24 protein-coding genes and 1 pseudogene are annotated in these 22,162 nt (G+C 61.9%); 16 read left to right on the forward strand and 9 right to left on the reverse strand.

Annotated elements, in window-relative coordinates; all coding sequences use genetic code 11:
• The first annotated feature begins 15 nt into the window (after positions 1 to 15).
• Positions 16 to 1,242 (forward strand): NADH:flavin oxidoreductase/NADH oxidase family protein, encoded by a 1,227-nt coding sequence (locus FFT87_RS03780; RefSeq protein WP_219950035.1) that lies wholly within the window; start codon positions 16 to 18, stop codon positions 1,240 to 1,242.
• Between the two features lie 425 nt (positions 1,243 to 1,667).
• Here FFT87_RS03780 and FFT87_RS03785 read toward each other — a convergent pair whose 3' ends face one another.
• Positions 1,668 to 2,036, reverse strand: a complete 369-nt coding sequence (locus FFT87_RS03785; RefSeq protein WP_219950036.1) for a VOC family protein — start codon at positions 2,034 to 2,036, stop codon at positions 1,668 to 1,670.
• A 62-nt stretch (positions 2,037 to 2,098) separates the two neighbouring features.
• Here FFT87_RS03785 and FFT87_RS03790 point away from each other — a divergent pair.
• The 3 genes and pseudogenes from FFT87_RS03790 to FFT87_RS03800 all read left to right on the forward strand — a co-directional run.
• Positions 2,099 to 2,539 (forward strand): annotated as a pseudogene (locus FFT87_RS03790) (MarR family winged helix-turn-helix transcriptional regulator); the annotation flags it as partial.
• 104 nt (positions 2,540 to 2,643) lie between these two features.
• Positions 2,644 to 3,225, forward strand: coding sequence for a DUF4166 domain-containing protein (locus FFT87_RS03795; protein WP_219950038.1), 582 nt, complete (start codon positions 2,644 to 2,646; stop codon positions 3,223 to 3,225).
• 63 nt (positions 3,226 to 3,288) lie between these two features.
• Positions 3,289 to 3,627 (forward strand): hypothetical protein, encoded by a 339-nt coding sequence (locus FFT87_RS03800; RefSeq protein WP_219950039.1) that lies wholly within the window; start codon positions 3,289 to 3,291, stop codon positions 3,625 to 3,627.
• A 37-nt stretch (positions 3,628 to 3,664) separates the two neighbouring features.
• Here FFT87_RS03800 and FFT87_RS03805 read toward each other — a convergent pair whose 3' ends face one another.
• Entirely contained in the window at positions 3,665 to 4,309 is a 645-nt protein-coding gene (locus FFT87_RS03805) for a DNA-binding response regulator (protein ID WP_255560041.1), read from the reverse strand.
• Positions 4,306 to 5,634 carry a sensor histidine kinase gene (locus tag FFT87_RS03810; RefSeq protein ID WP_255560042.1) on the reverse strand — a complete coding sequence of 443 codons (1,329 nt, stop codon included), beginning with the start codon at positions 5,632 to 5,634 and terminating at the stop codon, positions 4,306 to 4,308. The genes FFT87_RS03805 and FFT87_RS03810 overlap by 4 nt, the downstream gene beginning before the upstream one ends.
• Before the next feature lie 152 nt (positions 5,635 to 5,786).
• On the opposite strand from FFT87_RS03810, the gene FFT87_RS03815 reads away from it, so the two are divergent.
• Positions 5,787 to 6,260 (forward strand): hypothetical protein, encoded by a 474-nt coding sequence (locus tag FFT87_RS03815; protein WP_219950040.1) that lies wholly within the window; start codon positions 5,787 to 5,789, stop codon positions 6,258 to 6,260.
• Positions 6,261 to 6,292: 32 nt separating this feature from the next.
• On the opposite strand, the gene FFT87_RS03820 is transcribed toward FFT87_RS03815, so the two are convergent.
• The gene (locus FFT87_RS03820) at positions 6,293 to 6,955 is read right to left on the reverse strand and encodes a hypothetical protein (RefSeq protein WP_219950041.1); all 663 of its coding nucleotides are present in this window, start codon (positions 6,953 to 6,955) and stop codon (positions 6,293 to 6,295) included.
• Positions 6,956 to 7,267: 312 nt separating this feature from the next.
• Between FFT87_RS03820 and FFT87_RS03825 the strand changes: the two genes are divergently transcribed.
• Genes FFT87_RS03825 through FFT87_RS03835 form a run of 3 tightly spaced genes read left to right on the forward strand, consistent with a single transcriptional unit; the run spans position 7,268 to position 9,012 of the window.
• Complete coding sequence (locus tag FFT87_RS03825) at positions 7,268 to 7,645, forward strand: PadR family transcriptional regulator (protein ID WP_219950042.1); 378 nt, start codon at positions 7,268 to 7,270, stop codon at positions 7,643 to 7,645.
• A complete protein-coding gene (locus tag FFT87_RS03830; RefSeq protein WP_219950043.1) occupies positions 7,642 to 8,472 on the forward strand; it encodes a hypothetical protein in 831 nt (276 codons plus the stop codon). The genes FFT87_RS03825 and FFT87_RS03830 overlap by 4 nt, the downstream gene beginning before the upstream one ends.
• 54 nt (positions 8,473 to 8,526) lie before the next feature.
• Entirely contained in the window at positions 8,527 to 9,012 is a 486-nt protein-coding gene (locus tag FFT87_RS03835) for a GNAT family N-acetyltransferase (RefSeq protein WP_219950044.1), read from the forward strand.
• Positions 9,013 to 9,094: 82 nt separating this feature from the next.
• Here the strand turns inward: FFT87_RS03835 and FFT87_RS03840 are convergent, their stop codons facing one another.
• Together FFT87_RS03840 and purD are read right to left on the reverse strand one after the other, a co-directional pair.
• Positions 9,095 to 10,000 (reverse strand): phosphoribosylaminoimidazolesuccinocarboxamide synthase, encoded by a 906-nt coding sequence (locus tag FFT87_RS03840; RefSeq protein ID WP_370628567.1) that lies wholly within the window; start codon positions 9,998 to 10,000, stop codon positions 9,095 to 9,097.
• Complete coding sequence (gene purD / locus FFT87_RS03845) at positions 9,997 to 11,247, reverse strand: phosphoribosylamine--glycine ligase (protein WP_219950045.1); 1,251 nt, start codon at positions 11,245 to 11,247, stop codon at positions 9,997 to 9,999. Before purD ends, FFT87_RS03840 begins: the two co-directional genes overlap by 4 nt.
• Positions 11,248 to 11,314: 67 nt before the next feature.
• On the opposite strand from purD, the gene FFT87_RS03850 reads away from it, so the two are divergent.
• Together FFT87_RS03850 and FFT87_RS03855 are read left to right on the forward strand one after the other, a co-directional pair.
• Positions 11,315 to 11,686 (forward strand): sterol carrier family protein, encoded by a 372-nt coding sequence (locus FFT87_RS03850; protein WP_219950046.1) that lies wholly within the window; start codon positions 11,315 to 11,317, stop codon positions 11,684 to 11,686.
• Positions 11,683 to 12,141 carry a DUF3169 family protein gene (locus tag FFT87_RS03855; protein ID WP_219950047.1) on the forward strand — a complete coding sequence of 153 codons (459 nt, stop codon included), beginning with the start codon at positions 11,683 to 11,685 and terminating at the stop codon, positions 12,139 to 12,141. The genes FFT87_RS03850 and FFT87_RS03855 overlap by 4 nt, the downstream gene beginning before the upstream one ends.
• Positions 12,142 to 12,154: 13 nt before the next feature.
• On the opposite strand, the gene purF is transcribed toward FFT87_RS03855, so the two are convergent.
• On the reverse strand, positions 12,155 to 13,612 hold the full coding sequence (gene purF / locus FFT87_RS03860; RefSeq protein WP_219950048.1) for an amidophosphoribosyltransferase: 1,458 nt from the start codon (positions 13,610 to 13,612) through the stop codon (positions 12,155 to 12,157).
• A gap of 132 nt (positions 13,613 to 13,744) precedes the next feature.
• Here purF and purM point away from each other — a divergent pair, with 132 nt between their 5' ends.
• The 3 genes from purM (at position 13,745) to FFT87_RS03875 (ending at position 17,297) form a co-directional block, all read left to right on the forward strand.
• Positions 13,745 to 14,854, forward strand: coding sequence for a phosphoribosylformylglycinamidine cyclo-ligase (gene purM / locus FFT87_RS03865; protein WP_219950049.1), 1,110 nt, complete (start codon positions 13,745 to 13,747; stop codon positions 14,852 to 14,854).
• 82 nt (positions 14,855 to 14,936) lie between these two features.
• Positions 14,937 to 15,839: an EamA family transporter gene (locus tag FFT87_RS03870; RefSeq protein WP_219950050.1), complete on the forward strand. Its 903-nt coding sequence runs from the start codon at positions 14,937 to 14,939 to the stop codon at positions 15,837 to 15,839.
• A gap of 126 nt (positions 15,840 to 15,965) precedes the next feature.
• A complete protein-coding gene (locus FFT87_RS03875; protein WP_219950051.1) occupies positions 15,966 to 17,297 on the forward strand; it encodes an aminotransferase class V-fold PLP-dependent enzyme in 1,332 nt (443 codons plus the stop codon).
• A 197-nt stretch (positions 17,298 to 17,494) separates the two neighbouring features.
• Here the strand turns inward: FFT87_RS03875 and FFT87_RS03880 are convergent, their stop codons facing one another.
• Positions 17,495 to 17,728 (reverse strand): DUF3073 domain-containing protein, encoded by a 234-nt coding sequence (locus FFT87_RS03880; protein ID WP_219950052.1) that lies wholly within the window; start codon positions 17,726 to 17,728, stop codon positions 17,495 to 17,497.
• A 155-nt stretch (positions 17,729 to 17,883) separates the two neighbouring features.
• Between FFT87_RS03880 and FFT87_RS03885 the strand changes: the two genes are divergently transcribed.
• Positions 17,884 to 19,002, forward strand: coding sequence for an NAD(P)-binding domain-containing protein (locus FFT87_RS03885; protein ID WP_219950053.1), 1,119 nt, complete (start codon positions 17,884 to 17,886; stop codon positions 19,000 to 19,002).
• A 29-nt stretch (positions 19,003 to 19,031) separates the two neighbouring features.
• Positions 19,032 to 20,192, forward strand: a complete 1,161-nt coding sequence (locus FFT87_RS03890; RefSeq protein WP_219950054.1) for an AAA family ATPase — start codon at positions 19,032 to 19,034, stop codon at positions 20,190 to 20,192.
• A 34-nt stretch (positions 20,193 to 20,226) separates the two neighbouring features.
• Here the strand turns inward: FFT87_RS03890 and FFT87_RS03895 are convergent, their stop codons facing one another.
• Positions 20,227 to 21,120, reverse strand: a complete 894-nt coding sequence (locus FFT87_RS03895) for a LysR family transcriptional regulator (protein ID WP_219950055.1) — start codon at positions 21,118 to 21,120, stop codon at positions 20,227 to 20,229.
• Positions 21,121 to 21,247: 127 nt separating this feature from the next.
• On the opposite strand from FFT87_RS03895, the gene FFT87_RS03900 reads away from it, so the two are divergent.
• Positions 21,248 to 22,159, forward strand: coding sequence for a pseudouridine-5'-phosphate glycosidase (locus tag FFT87_RS03900; RefSeq protein ID WP_219950056.1), 912 nt, complete (start codon positions 21,248 to 21,250; stop codon positions 22,157 to 22,159).
• Positions 22,160 to 22,162 lie beyond the last annotated feature (3 nt).

Consider the following 22,162-nt stretch of genomic DNA (forward strand, 5'->3'; position numbering starts at 1 on the left):
GCCTAGGCTGGAGTGATGAGCACGCCAAGCAGCACAGAATCTGAGTCCGCGGCGATCCTAGGAGCACCGCTGGTGTTGCCCAGCGGGGTGGTGCTGAAGAACCGTCTGGTGAAGGCTGCGATGTCTGATTCCTTGGGTGATGGTGCCGGTAATCCGAGCATCCAGCAAGCCCGTCTGTATGAGCGATGGGCTGAGGGCGGCGTCGCGTTGTCGATCATTGGTGAGGTGCAGGTCGACTCTGGATTTCCCGAAAAGCCGGGGAATCTTGTGCTTGGTTCGCAGTCTGATGACGCCCTGTTGCGGCAATTGACGGATGCGGGCTCTCGTCACGGAACGCACGTGTGGCCGCAACTGAGTCACGCCGGAGCGTTAGCGCATCTGCCAGTTTCACAACCAGCCGGGCCATCAGCGCTAGACCTCGACGGCCTGCAGTGCGATGAGATGTCGGTCGCCAGTATCGAGGCGCTCCCCGCGAGCTATGCCGGGGCGGCGAAGCACGCTCAGTCGGTCGGATTTAGCGGCGTCGAAGTCCATGCCGGTCATGGTTTCTTGTTGAGCCAGTTTCTTTCGCCGCTCTTCAACCGCCGCACGGATCACTTTGGGGGTTCCATTCAGAACCGTTGCCGCATCCTGCTCCAGATCATCAACGAGATTCGCGCCGAGGTTGGCCCGAGCTTTGCGATTGGCGTGAAGATCAACTCGAGCGATCAGTTGGATGGTGGCCTCACCGAAGAAGACGCGCTCGTCGTTGTCTCGATGCTGGGCGAGCACGGCGTCGACCTGATCGACATCAGCGGCGGCACCTACTTTCCCGGAGCGGCATCCAGTTCTGACCGTCGCTCTGCCGGCCCCTATTTTCTCGACTTCGCACGCCGCGCTCGCACCGTGACCGGTGTGCCGCTGATGGTGACGGGTGGTTTCAAGACGCGGCAGGAGGCAGCCGATGCGGTGTCGTCAGGGGCAGCGGATGTTGTTGGTCTCGCTCGCACGTTGGCGCTCGATCCGTCGCTGCCGACGAAATGGCTCAGCCCTGCCGGAGGCGATCCCGAGTTTCCTCGTTTCACTTCACCACCGCCCGGCGGAATCACCGCCTGGTTCACAATGCGACTCGACGCTCTCGGCAACGATGCTGCTGACGCCTACGCTGCGACGGTTGACGAAGCGGTTGACGTCTACGACTCGCGGGATGCCGCTCGCGTCGCGACCTGGAAGCAGGCTTTTGGAGAAACCTCGGGCTCGTAGTTTTATCCTTCATCGGGCGTCACTTCGGGCAACCCTGTGATTGTGCACGGGGATCATAACGAGGCCCGGAAGAAAAAGCAGGACCACGAGGGCGGAGATCCAAAAGCCGCCCGGCGAGACCGTGGCGACGGCCCCAAAGACGATCAACCCGACGCCTAGGCTGCGCGTGATGATCGAGCCTCGAGGGATCACTTTTGGGCGTGTCCAGTAGGGGATGCGCGTGGTGCTATTTGCGCGGATCGTTGCAGCGATTGACCAGAGGAGCAGGGCGGCGCCCACGATCGCTAAGGCCCAACCAAGGAGATGCATACCGACGATCAAATCACGCCGGAATTCGGTAAGCAAGCGTCGCTCAGTTTTGGGGCGTCGGCAAATCCGTCGGTGGCGGGAGCCGGTGCTCGATGTTTCCGCCGCACCCCTGCTCTCTAGGCGCGGTCGTGGAGCGTGATCTGGTAGCCGTCGAGGTCAGCGAACGTGAAGGTGCGGCCGAACGGACCATCGACAGGCGCTGAGGTGATCGTGATGCCGTCGGCAGCGAGAGTGTCGTGAATGCCGTGAGCGTCGGCGGCGTGCATCCAGATACCGACACCCAGCCCGAGTTGCGTGACCGAGTCGAGGTCAACGCCGGGGGCGGCGGAACGCACGGCGAATGCTGCCGGGGTGGTGTCGAAGACAATGGCGTGGGGTGGGCCTGGCTGGCGGGTCAAACCGAGGTACTTTTCGTAGAAGGCGCCTGCGGCGTCGAGGTCGCGAACCTGCAGTGAGATGAAGCCGGGGCCGGATGCGGTGGTCATTATGTCTCCTAGATCTTGATGTCAATTAGTTGACACGCGTAACTCTATGTCAGAATGTTGACATGCAGCAACAATCATCCGGAATCGATCTGGAAACCTCGGTGGGATACCTCCTGAAGGAAGCATCAAGCGCGCTTCGGTCTGCGATGGAGGCAGTGCTGCGCCCGCTCGGGATGAGCATCACGCATTACTCGTGCCTCGAACTCTTAGCGCAGCGACCCGGCCTCTCGAATTCAGAACTGGCCCGAGGCGCCTTCGTCACGCGCCAAGCCATGAACGTGTTGCTGCAGTCTCTCGAACGCGACGGGCTCATCACGCGACCCGAGCAGGCTGTTGCCGGGCGAGTGCTCCCGGCCGAACTCACCGCCAGTGGCCGTCGCCAGTTGGCCACCGCCAGCGCATCCGTCAAAGATGTTGAGGACAGGATGAAGTCCACGCTCAGCATGGGCGAACATGCGATGCTCGGCGACCTGCTGTCGCGGTGCGTGACGTCACTGCGCGAGCCGCGTGCTGGGGCTGGTGCCGCCGCCGGTGGTGCGGAGCCCAGTATGCCGGCGAACGAGCATCCGGCATCCACGCGTCAGCACGTGCAAGAGCAGGCACAGTCGTGAGCGAATCGGTCTATCGGCGCGTGCTCGGTGCCGAGCTTGATCTGCTGGCACCCGAGCTTCGTCCCTACTTCGACGGCGGTCAACGCGCCGGCGTCGGCAGCGGTGTGTTCGACGTCGCCGGGTCGCCGCTGCGCATCCTGAAGCCGGTGCTGGCGTTCATGGCGTGGCAGCGCATCCTGTTCCCGGAGTACGCGCGCAATGTACCCTTCGACGTCGTGAACACCCCCACCGCGGATGGCGGCCTCGGCGCCGTGCGCACCTTCCACTTTCCGGGGCGCGATCGCGCATTGCAGGATGAGATGCGCGTAGTTGATGGTCACCTGCACGACTTTTTAGGTCGACGCGGTGGCTTCGAGGTGCGCATGGCACTCACCGTCACGGCTGGCCGCATGCAGTTGCGCTCCGACCGCCAGTGGTTGCACCTGGCTGGCCTCCGCCTCCGCATCCCCGCGCTCGCCACCGTCACGGTCGACGAATCGTGGGCCGACGGACGCCAGCGGGTGGATGTTCGGCTCCACACTCCGTTGCTGGGCGACTGGTTCCGCTACGCCGGGCACTTCACCTACGGCTACAACTAGAGTTCCGTGAAATACGAAGGCGACCCGTTTACAACCCGTGATTTCCGGCGCAGTATGGGGTGCATGAACGCACAGCGCGAGTTGCTTCGTATTGAAATCGAACAAGTTGAAGTCGCGAAACTAGCGAGGATGCTCACCTCGCTGACCACCGGGGTGCCGAATCAAACGCTGCGCTTTGTTGGCCAGGTAGGCGGCGAAACTCGCTACGAGAGTGGAACCTTCTCCTCCAACCACATGTTCGATCCGATGAACCCGGATGAAGGGTATGCGCCTCGCATGGCCGAGCACCTAGCGAAGATCCGCCAGGAGATTGAAGCGGATGGCTGGGTCGAGACCTCTCAAGGCGACCAATCGTGGGCGCTTACTTTCGTGCGACCTGAGGGCGCTGCCGAAGACAACTAGGCCCCGAGCGCAATCGCCCGTGCGGGCGCGAGTGCCGCTAGATCCAACCCTGCTGCCACGCCTTGTCGGCGGCGTCGTGCCGCGAGCGAGCGTCGAGCTTCGTCATCGCGGATGACAGGTAGTTGCGCACGGTGCCCGGCGCGAGGTGCAGAGCGTCAGCGATTTCCTGCACGCTCATCGTAGAGCGGCTGAACCGCAGCGCGTCAAGTTCTCGGTCGGTGAGCGGGCAGCGTTCGGCGGTGAGAGCCGTCGCCGCAATTTCGGCATCAATGTAGCGTTTGCCGGCCACGACATCCCGGATCACCGCGGCTAGATCTTCGGCGGGTGTTGACTTGGGCACAAAACCTGAGACGCGTGCGGCGAGTGCGCGGCGCAGCACCCCGGGTCGCGCATGGCGGGTCACGATGACGACCTTCGTTGCCACAGTCGAGAGGATGCGCGTGGCAGCCTCGATGCCGTCGGCCTGGGGCATTTCGAGGTCGAGCAGGCACACATCCGGCTGCAGTTCAAGAGCTTGCTCCGCCGCCGCGACACCGTTGTCGACGCTCGCGACGACCTCGATATCAGGCTCCAAATTCAGCAGTGCGCTCAGGGCGCCGCGGATGAGGTGTTCATCGTCGGCGATGAGAAGGCGAATGACGCGGGGCGCTTCGCCCGCCGCACTCTGGCCAGCAGCAGTCACGCTTGTCTCGCCGATGCTGTCACTCGTGCTCGCGCCGGAATCCGCACGCTCAACTCGAAGCGATCTCCGCTGGCATCGACGTCGGTCGCGAGTTCACCGCCGAGAGCGGCGACGCGGCTGTGGAGTCCCACAAGCCCGCTACCGGGAGTCTCTCCCGTCGAGGCAGAGCTCCGCAGCTCGTTGTTGCTGATCACGAGGGTGCTCTCGACATCGCTGCTAGCGAGCCGGATCGACACGTGAGTGGCTTCGCTGTGGCGCAAGATGTTCGTGGTCGCTTCGCGCACTGCCAGCCCTAATGCGCGCCGCACGTCAGCATCCGCTGGCATGCTGCCGACAGTCAGCTCGCACTGGGCGCCAGCGGCCGTCAGCACTTCGCGCGCGTTCTCGAGTTCGTTGTCCAGCTCAACCTCGCGATACCCGGCCACGAGAGAGCGGGTCTCTTCGAGGGCTTGCTTGGCGATCAGCCGAGTCTCGTGGATGTGTTCGCGGGCTGCCTCGGGGTCAATGGCGAGCATCCGTTCGGCAAGTTCAGATTTGAGGGCGATGACCTGCAGGTGGTGCCCTTGGATGTCGTGCAGGTCGGAGGCGAAGCGCAGTCGTTCTTCGGCAACAGCGAGTTCGGCGGCGCTAGAACGGTGACGGTCGAGGGTGGCAACGATGTCCCACCACCAGAGTCCGGAGAAGATCATGATCGGCAGCAGCGCACCGTAGACGATCGTCAGCCACGCGTTGTTCATCAATGCAGGACTGGCAGGGTTGCCGAATGCGATGGTCGTGATCACGGGGTGGGCGACAGCGATTCCTAGCCCGGCGATAAGCACGCTCCAGACTCGACGCCGCGGTACGAGAGGTGCTATCGCGCAGGCGGACATCCACAGGGGGAGCGCGGCGAGAAAGCCCATCTCGGGACGGAACAGTCCGATCACCCAGATCGCGGCGGCGGGGGCAATGAGGGCGAACAACCACCACTTATTCGGGATGCCCGCTCCGCGCCCCGTGCGCAAGAACCAGCATCCGCGAATCTGCGCCGCTGCTGATGCGATGGTCAACACGATCAGGAGACCATCGAGCGGCGAGCCGGAATCCCCAAAATTGTCGAGATTGTTTAAGATCAAAAGTGAATTGAACACGACGTAGAAGAACACAATTGACGCGAGAGTGTAGTTCCAGGTCGTGCGAACACCACGAGCCTGTTCGCGACCGTGCGGCTGCTCCAGAGGGGGAGCCGGGTCGGGGCGCAGCCTCACGACAACCACCGATTCTGGGCGGGCGCTAACGTGGCTGAGGCGAACATGCTCCCAGCGTAGAGCAGTGACATTTGTCACGATTGCCGGTGCAAAAATGCAGGGGATTCCGTGACACCGTGCCACTGCCCAGCGCCGAAATTGACGGCGAAGATTGAAAGATCACCGGGCACCTCGGTCGGTGACCACTCGGATGGATCACATCATCCGCTCGCTTAACCGGAAGGCATGCCATGTACGACACCCTCAGTAATTTCACGTCAGGACTCCCCGAGCTGCTGCAGTGGGTTGGCGTTATGCTCGCCGCAGCTATTCCATTCGTCGAGTCGTATGGCGGTTCAGTTATTGGGGTGGTTCTCGGCATCAACCCTGTGGTCGTCATCGTGGCCGCGATTATCGGCAACGTCGTGTCGATGCTCATCTTCGTGCTGAGCGCGCACGGGGTTCGCTCGAAAGTCACGGGCCGCTCCGAGCCCAAGCCGGAGTCGCCGCGCCGCGAGAAACTTCGCGCTCGCTTCGACCGTTATGGGGTTGCTGGGGTGAGCCTGCTCGGCCAAACCATTCTGCCGAGCCAGATAACCTCGGCCGCGATGGTCTCATTCGGCGCATCAAAGAACGCGGTCATTCTGTGGCAAACGATCTCAATCATCATCTGGGGTGTCGCATTTGGTGTGCTCGCCACCTTTGGAATCACTATCCTGCGCTGACCTGGTGAGGGGGCCGCAGCGGGGGCTATGCCTTAGCAGGCCGCTTCAGCTATGGCCTCAAGCCATTCACCCCAGTAGAACTTCCACTCCTCGACCTCATCAAAGGTCGGAAGTTGCGAATGTTGGATAGCGATCTGCGTGCGGCCACCGCTTCGTTCTTCGAGCCGGATGATGGCAGAGCCGGTGCTCATTCCGATTCTGATGGCCTTCGCGGTCAGCTTCGATTTCAGCTCAGTGGCCACTGTGGGGAACAACTCAGCGCGGTCGTCATCGTCGAGAAGTAGCTGTCGAAGTTCTTCGGCCTCGATCGCGACGGTTGCTGACTTGTTGGCGGTGAAGGTGCCGTCGGGCATCTGGTGGGGAAGTCGGAGTCCGGTGATCCGTTCGTAGCCGACGGTCACTCCTTGGCTCCACCAGTCGCCAGCGCCGAGGTTGTCATGCACGTGTTTAGCGATAGCGGTGTGGCCGTCAGCGCGACCCGGGAACTGGTCGATCAGGGCGCACCACTCTTCCCAGCCTTTGCCGGTTCCCGCGCGGATCGCGTCATCGGAGAGCTCCGGTGCGGCAACCCACGTGCGGGTCGTGGTGGACGGCGCGACTTGGGCCACGAGCATCCGCCGGGCTTCCGCATAGCGCTCGCCGGTGGTCAACATCCGCTCGCGAATTCGACGCTTGAACGACTCTTGCTTGGTCACGATTTTCTCCTTCAGGTGCCGCTGCGGGGAGGCGAAACAGCAACCCACGCTCACTGTCGCCCGACCGGGGCACTACCTAAAAGGAATCAGACCAACTGTCGGGCATTCAGGATCCCCTTTGCCTTCCACAGCCGGATCGTGGGTTCCGGAAGAAGGTTCGGCGTGACAGCACGCCATTGCAGTTTACGGGAGTCGGCCGGATGACGTGTCTGGGAACACTCGGCTCGTCACCGGATGCTTTCGGCGCGCAGAAATCGCTACAAACCAACCCTCTCTTGTCTATACCTTGTGACGCAAGGTATAGTGATCCGCATGGCCGAGAATCCAGCGAGTACGCAACTCCGACGCGGAGTGGTTGGCCCGTGCATTCTGGCGTTGCTTTCCACTGGGCCACGGTTCGGTTTGCAGATTGTTCGTGAGCTGAACGAGGTGGGTCAGCTTCTCACTAGCCAGGGAACGGTTTATCCACTGTTGAGTCGCCTGCAAGAGGCGGGCCAAGTCAGCAGCCACTGGGAAGTGAGCGACACTGAGCGGCCGCGACGCTATTACAGCCTCACGGATGTCGGCCGCCGTGACCTCGAACTCTTCCGTGAAGACTGGCGCCAATTCTCCGACTCTGTCGGCTCGCTCCTCGAGACCGTCCCCTCCGCATCAGTTCCGAGTGCGTCCATCGAAAGTGAGCTGCCATGAACCTTGCCGCCGAGCACCCACTAGTAACGTCGTACCTCTCTAAATTCGATGACCTGGCAGCACCACTGTCTTCGGTTCGCCGTCTGGAATTGCGCGAAGAAATCGCCAGCCACTTGCGCGAATCCATCCCGGTCGCAGCCTCGAACGCCGAGGCTGCCGCCGTCATCGCTGCGTTTGGGTCGCCCGCTGAGATTCTCGGGCACGAAGGCATCCCGAACCAGGGCCGCAGTGCTTCTCGCTCATCTCTGAAGCGCCGCCATCCAGTTCTCATCGCAGCGGCGATCGTGATCGCCGGCCTCGTGCTGGCCATATTCCTCTGGTTTCCCCGTCCTCAGTCTGCGACTTCACCACAGGCGTCTCAATCATCAGAGGGCCCAGCATCGGTGGTGAATGAAGACCCGACAGGACCAGCCAGGGTGACCGAGGGCACGGCCTACTTCGAATACCTCGCCGCGATCGAAGCCATGCCCGAGCCGCTACCTAACGGCGCGGCCTATCCCGACGGCGTGCCAGAAGGGTTGGACTCCGGCCAATCGGGTGACGGAGTTGTTCAGTCTGGACTGGGCGCGACTGTCGCGCACTTCACGTGGCTGTGTGCGTGGGAGGCCGAATATTTGAGTGCCGCCTCCGAGGACGATGCCGAACGCCAGGTCACCGCGGAAGCGATGCTCGCGCAGTGGCCCAGCTACGGTTACGTCCCTGATCAGGATGCCGGCTGGGCATCGAATGTGCTCGAACCGTTGAGCTTTGGTGACGCCACTGGCCTGCAGAAAGACTTCCCGCAGACCTGCGCGCAGGCCGGCATCCTCAACGTCACAGCCCCGTAGCTCACCGCTTGATCACGGCGTCGACCAGTTTCGTCACCACGCTACAATCGTCGGATGTCGATCCGCCAACTGAAGGAATTCGACCGACCGCTCCTGAGAGAAGCGACGCTCGCCAATATGAATTGGTGCGGGCCGCGCTTTAGCTTCGCTGATCTCGACCGATCAGATGAACTAGCGCACTACTACGCCGACTTCCCAACCGGCAATGACTTCGGGATGCTGGATGAGACCGGCGGCAACGTCCGTGCAGTCGCGTGGCTGGTCTTCTTCTCCGCGGAGCACCCCGGCTACGGTTTCGTCGAGGAGATAATCCCCGAACTCAGCATCACAACGTTTGACGGTTTTCGTGGCCGCGGTATTGGTGCGCGCCTCTTGCGGGAACTCATCGCCGCGGCATCGGAGCGAGGCATACCCGGCATCAGCCTGAGTGTTGAAGATGGCAACCGTGCGCGCTCGCTGTACTCACGGTTGGGATTTCAGGTGGTCGGCCGCTCCGGCGACTCCGACACGATGCTGTTGCGGTTGCAACGCCCGGAGTAGATCGCGTCGCCCAGTTAAAGAAAATCAGCCCGAGCCGTGAGGCGAGCGGGCTGATCGTGATGCTTCTAACAGTAGGGCTGAACTACGCGGTAAGCCGCTCAATCAGCTCGCGATACCGCGCAGCAGTCTGCTCCACGATGTCGGCGGGAAGCTCGGGCGGAACACCCTGCTTGTCCCAGTGGGCGGAGAGCCAGTTGCGCACGATTTGCTTGTCGAAGCTCGCCAGACGACCAGGGCCACCGGCGGCGTAGAGTTCGGCATCCCAGTAACGACTTGAGTCACTCGTCAGAACCTCATCGGCCAGAACGAGAGCACCCGTCTGCGGGTCTGCGCCGAACTCGAACTTGGTGTCAGCGAGAATCACCCCACGAGTCTCCGCAATGGCGGAAGCCCGCGCGAAAATGTCGAGTGAAGCATCCCGCAGCGCGGTCGCAACCTCAGCACCCACGAGCTCAACGGTGCGCTCAAAGCTGATGTTTTCGTCGTGCTCACCCATCGGCGCTTTCCACGCCGGGGTGTAAATCGGTTCGGGCAGGCGGTCGCCATCGCTCAAACCGGCAGGCAGGGCGATGCCGCACACACTCTGCGACTCCTGATACTCAAGCCAGCCACTGCCCGACAGGTAGCCGCGAACGACACACTCGACCGGATACATCTCAAGCCGCTTCACGATCATCGAACGATCGGCCAGTTCCGCGGGGGCCCTAACGTCGAGATTCACGCCGCCAGCAGCATCCGCCAAATGGTTGGGCATGTCCGCGAGCTGCTCGAACCACCACTTGCTTAACTGCGTCAGCAGAGCACCCTTGCTCGGGATGCCCGGCTCCAGCACATGGTCAAACGCGCTGACCCGATCACTGGCAACCATGAGCACAAGCTGTGGCTCGTCGGCGCGCACATACAGGTCGCGGACTTTGCCGGAATACGTCAGCGTCCACGCGCCAGCAGCAGCATCCGCCCCAGCAGCGTCGTTCACGACGTCGCTCACTTCGCGACGCGCAAAGCGATATCGCTGCGGAAGTGTGAACCCTCAAGATGAATGTGTCCCAGAGCTTCGTAGGCGCGTTCGCGGGCGACAGCGAAGCTTTCGCCGGTCGCGACAACGCTGAGCACGCGTCCGCCGGTGGCGACAAACTCGTCACCCTTTTTGGCGGTGGCCGCGTGGGCGATGGTGATTCCGGGAACGGCGAGTGCGGCATCCAACCCGGTAATCGGGCGACCGATCTTGGGGTTCTCGGGGTAGCCCTCGCTGGCGAGAACAACCGTCACGGCAACGTCGTCGGTGAAGACCGGCGTTGCGTGGTCGGCAAGGCCGCCGGTCGCCGCCGCATAGAGCAGCGAGCTGAGCGGCGTGACCAGTCGCGGGAGAACGACCTGAGTCTCGGGGTCACCGAAGCGAGCGTTGAACTCGATGACACGGATGCCGTCGCGAGTGACAATGAGCCCGCAGTAGAGCAGACCAATGAAGGGCGTTTGCTCCTCAGCGAGCTGACGAATCGTAGGCAGCGCGATGGTGTCAATTACCTCAGTGACGAAGCCGTCGGGAAGCCAGTTGAGCGGCGAATATGCGCCCATACCGCCCGTGTTTGGCCCGTCATCTCCGTCATAGGCACGCTTGTAGTCCTGGGCGGGAGACAACGGAACGACGTTGTGGCCATCGCTCAACAGGAACAACGAAACTTCTTCGCCCGCGAGGTATTCCTCAACGAGCACGCTGCCGTAGGTGAGCCAGTGCTTCGCGTGGTCAACGGCCGCATCGCGCTCGCCCGTAACCAGAACGCCCTTGCCAGCGGCAAGACCATCGGCCTTCACGACGTAGGGGGCACCGAACTCATCGAGAGCCTCAATGGCTTCTTCGAGCGAGCCAGCGCGGTGGGCGCGACCGGTCGGAACATTCGCGGCGTCCATGATTCGCTTGGCGAAAGTTTTGCTGCCTTCAAGCGCGGCGGCAGCCTTGCCGGGGCCAAACACGGCGATGCCGCGACGGCGTAGAGCATCAGCGACGCCCTCAACGAGCGGAGCTTCTGGCCCAATGATGACCAACTCAATGTCGTTGTCGAGGGCATACTCGGTGACAACGTTGCCCCGAGTCGGATCTAGCGCCACCGTCTCAACGACTGCAGCGATGCCGGCATTGCCGGGCGCAGACGTTATTTCGTGCGCCTCCTCCTCGCTGAGAAGAGACGTAACAATGGCGTGCTCGCGGGCACCGGAACCAAGAACAAGAATTCGCACAAGCACAGCCTAACGAAGCGTTCAGTGTTCCTTGCTAGCGCACAGTCCAACTTGCTAGCGTTTAGGTATGGCACAGCTGAAGATTGCCGCAATTGCTGGCGAAGCAAGCATCCGAATGGTGCAAGATGGTCGGGCTGACCGAGACGCCACCGCAACCGCGGTGCGTTACCTGCTGCAGGTTCTCGCCCGAGACGCCGAAGGCAACTCTGTAGAGGTGCGAGTTCCGCCCTTTGGCGCGGTTCAAGCTATCGAAGGCCCCAACCACACCCGCGGAACCCCGCCCAATGTGGTGGAGATGGATGCCGCAACCTGGATTGCCCTAGCTACGGGAACGCGAGAGTGGGCCGAGGCCCTCGACTCCGGCGATATCAGTGCCTCCGGGTCGCGTGCCGACCTCAGCGAGTACTTGCCAGTTACGTGGGAGAGAATAGTTCCGTGAGTATTACGCCAGAACACGAGCCAGCGGCATCCGAACCGCAGCAGCCTGAACCGCAGCAGCCTGAACCGCAGCAGCCTGAACTGCAACCGTCTGCGGCGCAGCCGGAGCAATCGTCTGAAGCGGCCACCGTTCGCGAGACTGTGCTCACTCGTTCGGTGGAATCTGGCGACGCTCGAATTCGCCGGGCGCCCAAGTTCGGGCCCTTCCTCATCATCGGTGGTGGCGTCGGCGCGATCGTGACGTTCATTCTCACGATGTCGTTTCCTGCCGACCCCGGAGTCGGATTCGGTGCGCTCTTCGGCTACTTCAGCCTGTTTGGCGTTCCGGCCGGGGTGGCTATCGGCGCCGTCGTCGTGCTGATTGTCGACCGGGTGTCGATTCGTCGTTCCCGCGCAGCAACAGTCGAACACGAAACTGTTGAGCCTGAGTCCTATGAAGGCACCCTCGAGAACTAAGCCCGCAGCAGCGCTAGCTCAGTTGGCTTTTTTCGAGCCAGTCGAGATAAGCGGGCGTGATGTTGCCGGAGATGTATTCGCCGGTGAAGCAGCTCATTTCGAGCGCTGACACGTTGGAGCCTTCGATGATCGCGGCTTGCATGTCTGCGACCTCCTGGTAGATGAGGGCGTCAGCACTCATCTCCATGGCGATCTCGGGAATCTTGCGCCCGTGGGCGACAAGTTCGGCCCGGGTGGGCATGTTGATGCCGTAGACGTGGGGGTAGCGAACGGGCGGTGCAGCCGACGTGAAGGTGACCTTGTTGGCGCCAGCCTCGCGAGCCATCTGCACGATCTCTTTCGAGGTGGTGCCCCGCACGATTGAGTCGTCCACGATCAGGATGTTCTTGCCCTTGAACTCGCTGCTCATCGCGTTCAGCTTCTGCTTGACGCTCTTCTTGCGTTCGGCCTGGCCGGGCATGATGAAGGTGCGGCCCACGTAGCGGTTCTTGTAGAACCCTTCGCGGTACTCAACGCCAAGCTTCTGAGCGACCTGCATCGCAGCCGGGCGCGAGGAGTCAGGAATAGGCATGACGACGTCGATGTCGCCCATGGGGGTGAACTTGGCGATGGTGTCGGCAAGCTTGTTGCCCAACCGCAATCGCGCCTCATAGACGGAGATGCCGTTCATGATCGAGTCTGGGCGAGCCAGATAGACATATTCGAACGAGCAAGGAATCAGCACCGGAGCCTTGGCGCACTGCTTGGAGAACATTTCGCCGTCTGGCGTAATGAAGATCGCTTCGCCGGGGGCAACATCCCGCACCAGTTCGTAACCAGCACTCTCGAGTACGAGAGATTCGGATGCCACGATCCATTCGTAACCGACAAGACCAGTCTGGCGGCGACCCAAAACCAGGGGGCGGATGCCGTAGGGGTCACGGAACGCAAGCAAACCGTGGCCAGCGATAAGTGCGATCGCGGCATAGGAGCCCTCGACGCGGTCGTGCACACGCTCGATGGCGGTGAAGACCTGTTCGGGGTCGAGGTCGTTCCCCGAAACCTGCTCTTGAAGTTCGTTCGCCAACACGTTGACGAGCAGTTCGGTGTCGCTCGTAGTGTTGAGATGGCGGCGGTCGATGCGGAACAGTTCGTCAGTGAGCTGCTGCGTGTTCGTCAGGTTGCCGTTGTGAACGAGGATGATGCCGTAGGGCGCGTTCACATAGAACGGCTGAGCTTCGTTCTCGTTGAAGGCGTTGCCTTTGGTGGCGTAGCGCACGTGGCCGAGGCCCGAGGTGCCGACGAGGTTGCGCATATCTCGAGTGCGGTAGGCCTCACGTACTTGTCCGTTGGCCTTCTGCAAATGCAGGGTGCTGCCGTCGGCAGTTGCTATGCCTGTGGAGTCTTGACCGCGGTGCTGCAAAAGCAGAAGGGCGTCATAAACCTGTTGGTTGACGGGCTGAGAAGAGACGATACCGACAATGCCGCACATGCTTTCGCGTGGCTCCCTGAGGTCGAAGAGACCGTACCCGGTGTGAGTACGGTCTAGTTTCTCACACCCGGGCGGTTGTACTTTCAGCCTCCGGGCGGGCGGTCAGGTGCAAGCTGCCGGTACGCTTGAGCCGTGACCGAGAACTCTTCCTCCAGTTATGCCGCAGCCGGTGTTGATACCGCAGCTGGTGACCGTGCCGTCGAACTCATGAAGGCGGCCGTCAGTGCCACTCATGGACCCAATGTGGTCGGAGGTTTTGGCGGTTTTGCTGGGCTCTATGACGTCTCCTTCCTTAAGGACTACACGCATCCACTGATGGCGACATCGACGGATGGCGTTGGTACAAAGGTCGCTATCGCTCAGGCGATCGATAAGCACGACACGATCGGTCAAGACCTCGTGGGTATGGTCGTCGACGACATCATTGTCGTTGGCGCTAAGCCCCTCTTCATGACGGACTACATTGCGTGCGGCAAGGTTGTTCCCAGCCGCATTGCTGACATCGTTGCGGGCATTGCTCGTGGATGCTCGGCGACCGGCACCGCGCTCGTCGGCGGCGAGACGGCAGAACACCCCGGACTTCTCGGCCCAGACGACTACGACGTTGCTGGCGCTGCCACTGGCGTTGTCGAAGCGGGCGCTCAATTGGGCCCCCACCTCGTTGCGGATGGCGACGTTGTTATCGCGATGGAATCATCCGGCATCCACTCCAACGGTTTCTCTCTCGTGCGCCACATTCTGGCCAACAACAAGATCAGCTACACCGATCGCCTCGACGAGTTCGGTGGAGTCGTCGGTGAAGTTCTCCTCGAGCCCACCCGCCTCTACACAATGCCGCTGCTCAACCTGCTCGACGCGCAGCCCGGCGCTGTGCACTCGCTCAGCCACGTCACCGGTGGCGGAATCGCCGCCAACCTCGCACGCGTGCTGCCTGTCGGCTCGTGGGTAGAGGTCGAGCGTTCGACCTGGTCGCCGCCCAGCGTTTTCCGGGTGCTCTCTGACCTGGCCGGTTCCACCCTCGAAAGTGCTGAAGGAACCTGGAACCTCGGAATCGGCATGATCGCGATAGTCGCCGCAGACTCTGCCGACGCCACCATCGCAGCACTCACCGCCGACGGCATCCCCTCGTGGGAAGTTGGCCGTGTCTCGATGGCCGCTCGCGACTTCACCGGCTTCGAACAGGGAGCCAAGGGTGTCAACGGTGGTGCCGTGCGTTTGAGCGGTGCCTTCGCTAACTCCTAGCGAGCAACACACCGCTCGTCACCGTGAGCGCAGCCTGCGCTCTACCGAGAACGATCCCGGCGTCGATCTGAGGCGATGAACTATGCCACTGCGTTCTGCTCTTGCTGCGGTGCTCGTCGCCATCATTTGGGGACTCAACTTCGTTGTCATTGATGTTGGCCTCGAAGGAATGCCGCCGACGCTGTTTCTCGCGTTGCGCTTTGCGGTCGTGATCGTCCCCGCGATCTTCTTTGTGCCGCGGCCTAAGTCCCGGTTTCGCGACGTAGTGCTTATTGGGTCGTTCATGAGCCTCGGCCAATTTGGGCTGCTCTACACGGCTCTCGCGATCGGGATGCCGGCGGGCCTGGCTTCGCTCGTGCTGCAAGCGCAGGTGGTTCTCACCGTAGTGTTCGCGGCGCTCGCTCTGCGCGAAACACCGACCCGAAGTCAGGTCATCGGGGTCGCCATCGGAGCACTCGGACTGATCGTGGTGGGAAGCGGCCGGGGTGCAGAAACGCCGGCTTTGGCCTTCTTTGTCACTATCGCCGCCGCCTCCTCGTGGGCAATTGGCAATGTCATTGCTCGCCGCATCGGGCGAAGCGGAATGACTTCAACGCCTCTAGCCGGGCTGTCTCTGACAGTGTGGTCGGCACTCGTCGTTCCCCTCCCCATGCTCGCGCTCGCGTTTGCACTTCATGGTTCGGATGCTGTCGGCTTCGCCCTCACTCACCTCACCGTGCCGCAACTCCTCTCTACCGGCTACACCGCGTGGCTTGCGAGCCTGGTTGGCTACGGCATCTGGAACACTCTCTTGGCGCGGCATCCCGCATCTGCCGTAGTTCCGTTCACGATGCTCGTGCCGCCGATCGGGATGACGACAGCCTGGCTGGTGCTTGGCGAGATCCCCACGATCGTTGAGCTCGGCGGGGGAGTGATGCTGCTTCTCGGTGTCGCTATTACTACCGGGGTTCTTGGCTCGGGCCGACGGCGGCGCCTGCGCTCGTGACCGCGGGCAGCTGACCCGCGAGTTGGCAGCAATCGGCAAGATGACGAACCCCAGGTCCGGCAGAGTTTTCGCAGTGAACCGGGTGCCACGGGGCGAATGGAGGTGCCGTGCGCTTGAATGGGCGCTATGGCAACTAAGAAGCCCGATACTTCGGCCGACACTGCGCAAGACGCTCACGACAACGACGAGAACGAAACCGACGAGAACCAAACCGACGAGAACGAAACCGAGTTCCTCGAGGAGGGTGCCGCCCAACCGCAGCGCCCCGAACCGCTCTCCGCCCGCGATGGTTCCCCCGCGGCTGCGCTCTGGAGCATGAACTCGCGCTGGCGTCACATCAACCACGGCTCGTTCGGCGCGGTCCCCGTCTTCGCGCAATTGCGTCGCCTCGCCTATCTGCAAGAAGCTGAAGGTGCTCCGCAGCGTTGGTTTGCGGCAGCCCCAGCGCGATTGGCCCAAGCGCGCGCAGGCCTCGCCGACTTTATTGGCGTGGATGCTGACCACTTCGGATTCGTCCCCAACGCCAGCGCCGGAATGACTGCCTCCATCCGTGCGCTCATGCTCAGTGCCGGAGACGAACTACTCATTACCGACCACGCTTACGGTGCCGTCGCATTCTCTGCCCGCCGGGAAGCCCGTCAGCGCGGAGCCAAACTGCGCACCGTGCCCATCGACCTCGATGCAAGCGCGGAGAAGATTCTTGCCGTGTTCGGCAAAGCCTTAGCGAAGAAGCCTGCAGGGCTCATCATCGACGCCTCAACATCCTCGACAGCGAGAGAGTTTCCGGTTGCGGCGCTCGCCGAGTTGGCAAAGAAGCACGGCGTTCCCTTGCTCGTGGATGCAGCCCACGCTCCCGGGGTTCAGTCTCGTCCGGCGGAAGGCATTGCGGCATCTGCGTGGGTCGGTAATTTGCACAAGTTTGCGTGCGGCTTTCGGGGCACCGCTGTTCTGGTCGCCGAGAAGAAGTTCGCCAAAGAGCTGTATCCAGTCATCGACTCCTGGGGAATGGATGAGGCATTCCCGGCGCGCTTTGACCACCAAGGAACCTTCGATTACACGCCATACCTCGCTACCGTGGATGCCGTCACCGGTCTCGAAGATCGCATCGGCTGGGACTCAATCCGCACCTACATCGAGTCGCTGCTCGACTACTCCACAGATGTTGTCGCGGATGCATTCGATGCCGCTACTGGCGAAGAGTCGCGAGTAGATGTGGGGGCGCCTGCCCCGGGGATGCGTCTGTTGAGTCTGCCTGGCGCTCTCGCCGCTGCACCGCTCGAAGCGCGCAATCTGCGTCAGCGCATTAGTGACGAGCTGGGCTTCGAAACGCAGATCACTAGCTGGCGCGATAACGGCTACCTGCGGCTCTCAGCTCATGCTTACAACACCGCTGACGACTATGAACGTTTCGCCGAGGATGTTGTGCCGGCTCTCGTGGCCTGGAGCCACGAAAGCTAGCGCCCGCTGCAGACCTCGATCGTGCCCCGGCGGCATGCGCCGGTGCGGCATTCCCCACAACGGCATTCGCTGCAACGGCTCACAGCAAAAGGCGAGCACCTGACCCCGAAGGGTGAGGTGCTCGCCTGCTGCGTGAGCAAATAATTTGTATGTAACTGCGCTAGTGCCGAAGCAACGTTAGCGGCGAAGGCGCGCTGTTAGGCGCTACGAGTTTCGTCCTCGTCGTCTTCGTCGCTCTCGGTGTCGTATTTGTCGCTGTACGAATCACCGGCCGAGTACTCTGGCCATTTTTCGCTGTCTTCGGAAACCGGAGCGGAACTTTCCGATCCGCTCAGTTCTTTAGCAAGCGCACCGTAGTTGGTGTCTGGGCTGAAGTACTTCAAATCCCGAGCAACCTTGGTGTGCTTTGCCTTTTGACGGCCGCGTCCCATTCGAGACCCCCTCATGCTTCTGTCCCGGTGCACTGACGGTGGCCAGCGAACGAGCGAACAGGGATGGATGAAAACTAACCCACAGTTTAGCACGCAGAAGAGAAAGGTCCTTGTGGCCGATGCACAGGTAGGGCTGCGACGGGTAACGTTAGCGCGTGACATCCACCACTGAAACAGACACCTCTGTTGTCGTCATCGGTGCTGGCCAAGCGGGACTCTCTGTTGCCTACTACTTGCGCCGGCTCGGGCTCGACGCGGGCAATGACTTTGTGCTGCTTGACCGCGGGCCCAATACTGGCGGCGCGTGGCAGTTCCGGTGGGAAGCATTGCGCATTGGCTCGGCCCATCGCATCAATGATCTTCCTGGCCTCGAGGAGCTCGGCTTAAGTTTCGAAACTGCCGACCGTCATATGCCAGCCAAGAAAGTTGTCGCGGATTACTACCGCGAGTATGAGCAGCACTACGACTTTCAGGTGGTTCGCGACGCTGATGTAATCGCTGTCGAAAGTGAGGGCGAGCACCTCAGGGTGACCTTCACACTCGATGGTGAAGAAACCAAGACGGTCACCACAACAACAGTTGTCAACGCGACGGGCACATGGGGCGCGCCGTTCATCCCCTGGTATCCGGGGCTCAAATCTTTTGCCGGCCGCCACCTTCACACAAGCGAATACAAAAGCGCTCGCGAATTTATTGACCAAAACGTGGTCGTGGTTGGCGGCGGAACTTCGGCCATCGGGTTCCTGCTTGAACTCGAAAATTTGGCCAAGAGTCTTACCTGGGTAAGCAGGCGCCCGATCGATTTCCTCGAAGACGGTGGCCTCAACCTTGAGGCCCGCAAAGAGGCTGTGCAGATGCAAGATGAAGCTGCCCGTGCCGGGCGAGCACTTCCCAGCATCGTCAGCGGCACCGGCGTTCCGCGCACCCGACGCATTCAAGCGGGCATCGAACGAGGCGTGCTCACGCCGCGGCCCATGTTCTCGAGCATTGAAGCAGAAGGAGTGCGCTGGAAAGACGGCGCCTTCCGCCCCGCGGATTCGATCATCTGGTCGACCGGCTTTCGGCCAGAACTCCGCCACCTTGCCCCTCTAAAATTGCGCGAAAAAGAGGGTGGCGTCGGCGTCGGTCAAGGCGTTGCCTGGAAGGATCCCCGCATTTTCTTCGCCGGGTATGGGCCCCAAGCGTCCACTATTGGGGCAAACCGAGCGGGGCGGATGATCGCCCGCCAGGTCATCGCGACGCTCAGCAAAATTCAGGCCATGAAGCGTCAATGAATGTCGGCAGGGCTCTCTAGGCTTTCTCCATGATCACGACGCTGGCTATTGAAGGTTTCCGCTCCTTGCGGCACGTCGTACTGCCCTTGGCGGGCCTCACCGTGATCTCGGGCGCGAATGGCGTCGGGAAATCGAGCGTGTACCGCAGCTTGCGATTGTTGGCTGAGGTGGCCCAATCCGGCGCGATTGCAGCGCTTGCGAGAGAGGGCGGCTTGCAGTCCCTGCTGTGGGCAGGCCCAGAAGCGGGGGCTTCCGCCGCACGGCGTTCCGGGCATCCGGCCGAAGGAACAGTTCGCCGAGACGTCGTCGCGCTAAAGCTCGGCTACGCGAGCAGCGACTTTGGCTACGCGGTCGATTTTGGGCTCCCCGCCGATCAAGGCACCATGTTCGCCCGCGATCCCGAGATCAAAGCAGAAGCGGTCTTCAGCGGCTCGGTGTTGCGCCCCGCAACTTCCCTCACTGAGCGGCGCAATGGTGCCGTGCGGGTCAGGGCGGCCTCGGGTGAATGGGTGTCGCACGACTACCGGCTGCGGCCGACCGAAAGCATGGTGGCGGCCTTTGCTGACCCCACATCGACCCCTGAATTGTTGACAGTGCGCGAAAATCTGGGCTCGTGGCGGTTTTACGATCACTTTCGCACCGACCCTCACGCTCCCGTGCGCCAACCGCAGCTGGGCACCCGCGCTCCCGTATTGAGCCACAGCGGCACCAATCTTGCGGCGGCGCTTCAAACGATTCGCGAATTTGGCGATGCTGCATTGCTAGATCGCACGATTGCTCGAGCATTCGATGGCGCTTCGGTGAAAGTTCAATCCAACGATGGGTTGTTTTCGGTCGTGATGGTGCAGCCCGGGCTGTTGCGTCCGCTTGACACGCACGAGCTATCGGATGGCACTCTTCGGTTCTTGCTGCTGGTCGCGGCGCTGTTGTCGCCCAATCCTCCCGCGCTGCTCGTGTTGAACGAGCCCGAGACGAGCCTGCATCCGAAGTTGCTCGCACCGTTGGCGGAGCTCATCGATGCAGCAGCCCAAGAGACTCAGATCGTGGTGGTATCGCACGCCTCAGCGCTCGTTAACGAACTCGACGGAGCTGGTGCAAGCCGCATCCGTCTCGTCAAAGTCGACGGAGAAACCGCCGTCGAGGGGCAAGGGATGCTTGATGAGCCAGCGTGGAGCTGGCCAAAGCGCTAGCACCCCGATGGTTCTGGGCCGCTGAGGCAGGCAACTAGAGCGCAGAAGCCACTTCGCGAATCAGTGCGCGCAGGGCGGTGAGCTGGGGCCGGGTGTCGTTCGACCGCCACTGCATTTGGAGGGGCAGGGTCGCCGGCTGCGCGAGGGGGATCGCAGTGAGATCTTCGGGGAGGTGCCCGATCAGCGCGGCGGACACGAGGGAGAATGCTCGAGACTCCGAGAGTAAATAGAGCCGCGATCCCACGATGCGGGGCGGGCTGACGAGCAGGAGCGGGCTGAGTCCGCGCGAGGTGCAAATTTCCAACAGGTAGTCGAAGTACGCGGGGTTCTGCTCGCGGGGCCAGAGCAGCAGTGGCAGGTCGCCGAGCTCTGGGAGCTCGAGGCGGGCGGCATCCGCCAGCGGATGTTTGCGGCTGATTGCGACGAAGACTTTCTCCTCGGTGAGCGACTCGATCTGATACCCCTCCGTGTCGTCGAGGAAGCGACCGACGCCGATGTCGGCGTGCTCGGCGATGAGTGCTGAGGTTACGCCCCCAGTATCGACGGGAATGTCTTCGATCCGGACCGAGGGCAGCGACTGCTCAGCCTTGCTGATCACTGTTGGCAACAGCCGGTTCACGATGCTTGGCGATGCGACGAGACGAATGGTGCGGAATCGAGTTGGCTCGAAAAGTTGCACCTTCTTGACCACCTGATCGGCGTGGTTCAGAAGGCTCCGACCTTCAGCGGCCAATTCTTGGCCGGCTTGCGTCAACGTTGCCGAGCGACCAGAGCGGTCGAGCAACGCAAGCCCGAGCGCACGCTCGAGCCTGCTCACTTCCTGGCTTACCGTCGGCTGCGAAATGTGGAGGTTTTCGGCCGCGCGGCCAAAATGCCCCATCTCGGCGACGGCGACAAAAATCTCGACCTGCCGCAGCGTGAATTGCATAGGCTAACGCTATCTAAATCCCCGCGACTCTTTCTGGTTTCTTAGGAGTGGAATCGGTACGGTGACAGGAGAGGCGTACCTCTGGCCGTGCATCAATGAAGAGCACCAGCGAAGAAAGAGATCCACAATGTCTGAATCCGTCATCCACGTCTCCCCAGAAGTGCAAGACGCCGTTCGCGAGAACCGCCCCGTTGTCGCCCTCGAATCGACCATCTTCACCCACGGGCTTCCCCGCCCGCGCAACCTCGATGTCGCCCTTGAAGCCGAGGCCGATCTTCGGGCGCAGGGAGTCACGCCGGCCACCATCGGCGTCTTCAACGGTGTGCCGACCGTCGGCCTCAGCACCGAGCAAATCACAATCCTCTCGAACACTGACAACATCGACAAGGCCAGCCTGCGCGACCTTCCCGTGGTGCGCGCACTCGGCAAGCACGGTGGCACGACGGTGGCCGCAACCGCTTTTCTCGCCCATCACGCGGGAGTGCGAGTGTTCTCCACCGGCGGTCTCGGCGGCGTGCACCACGGTGCTGCTGAGTCGTTCGACGAGTCTGCCGACATGACCACTCTGGCTCAGATCCCGATTCTCGTGATTAGTGCCGGAGTGAAATCGATCCTCGACATTCCCGCCACCCTCGAACGCTTCGAGACGCTCAACATCCCCGTCATCGGCTACGGCACCACTCGCTACCCAGGCTTCTACATCACCGACTCGGGCTTCACGATCGGCTACTCGGTCGACACTCCCGAAGAGGCGGCGGCGATCGTGAACGCTCGCGACGAGCTCGGGCTTCCGCAGTCGGTATTGCTGGCCAACCCCGTTGCCGCCGACAAGCAACTCCCGCCAGAACAGCTCGACGACATCCTCGCCCGCGCGTGGGCTGAAGCCGAGAAGCAAGGCATCAGCGGAAACGCCTCGACGCCGTTCTTGCTCGACTTCATCCAGAAAGACACCAAGGGCGTCAGCTTGGATGTCAACGTTGAGGTGTACCGGGGCAATGTCGCCCTCGGCGGTCTCGTTGCCACGGCGCTCACCCGCTAGCGG

This window comes from Salinibacterium sp. M195 (genome assembly GCF_019443965.1).
In the GTDB taxonomy this organism is placed as follows: domain Bacteria; phylum Actinomycetota; class Actinomycetes; order Actinomycetales; family Microbacteriaceae; genus Rhodoglobus.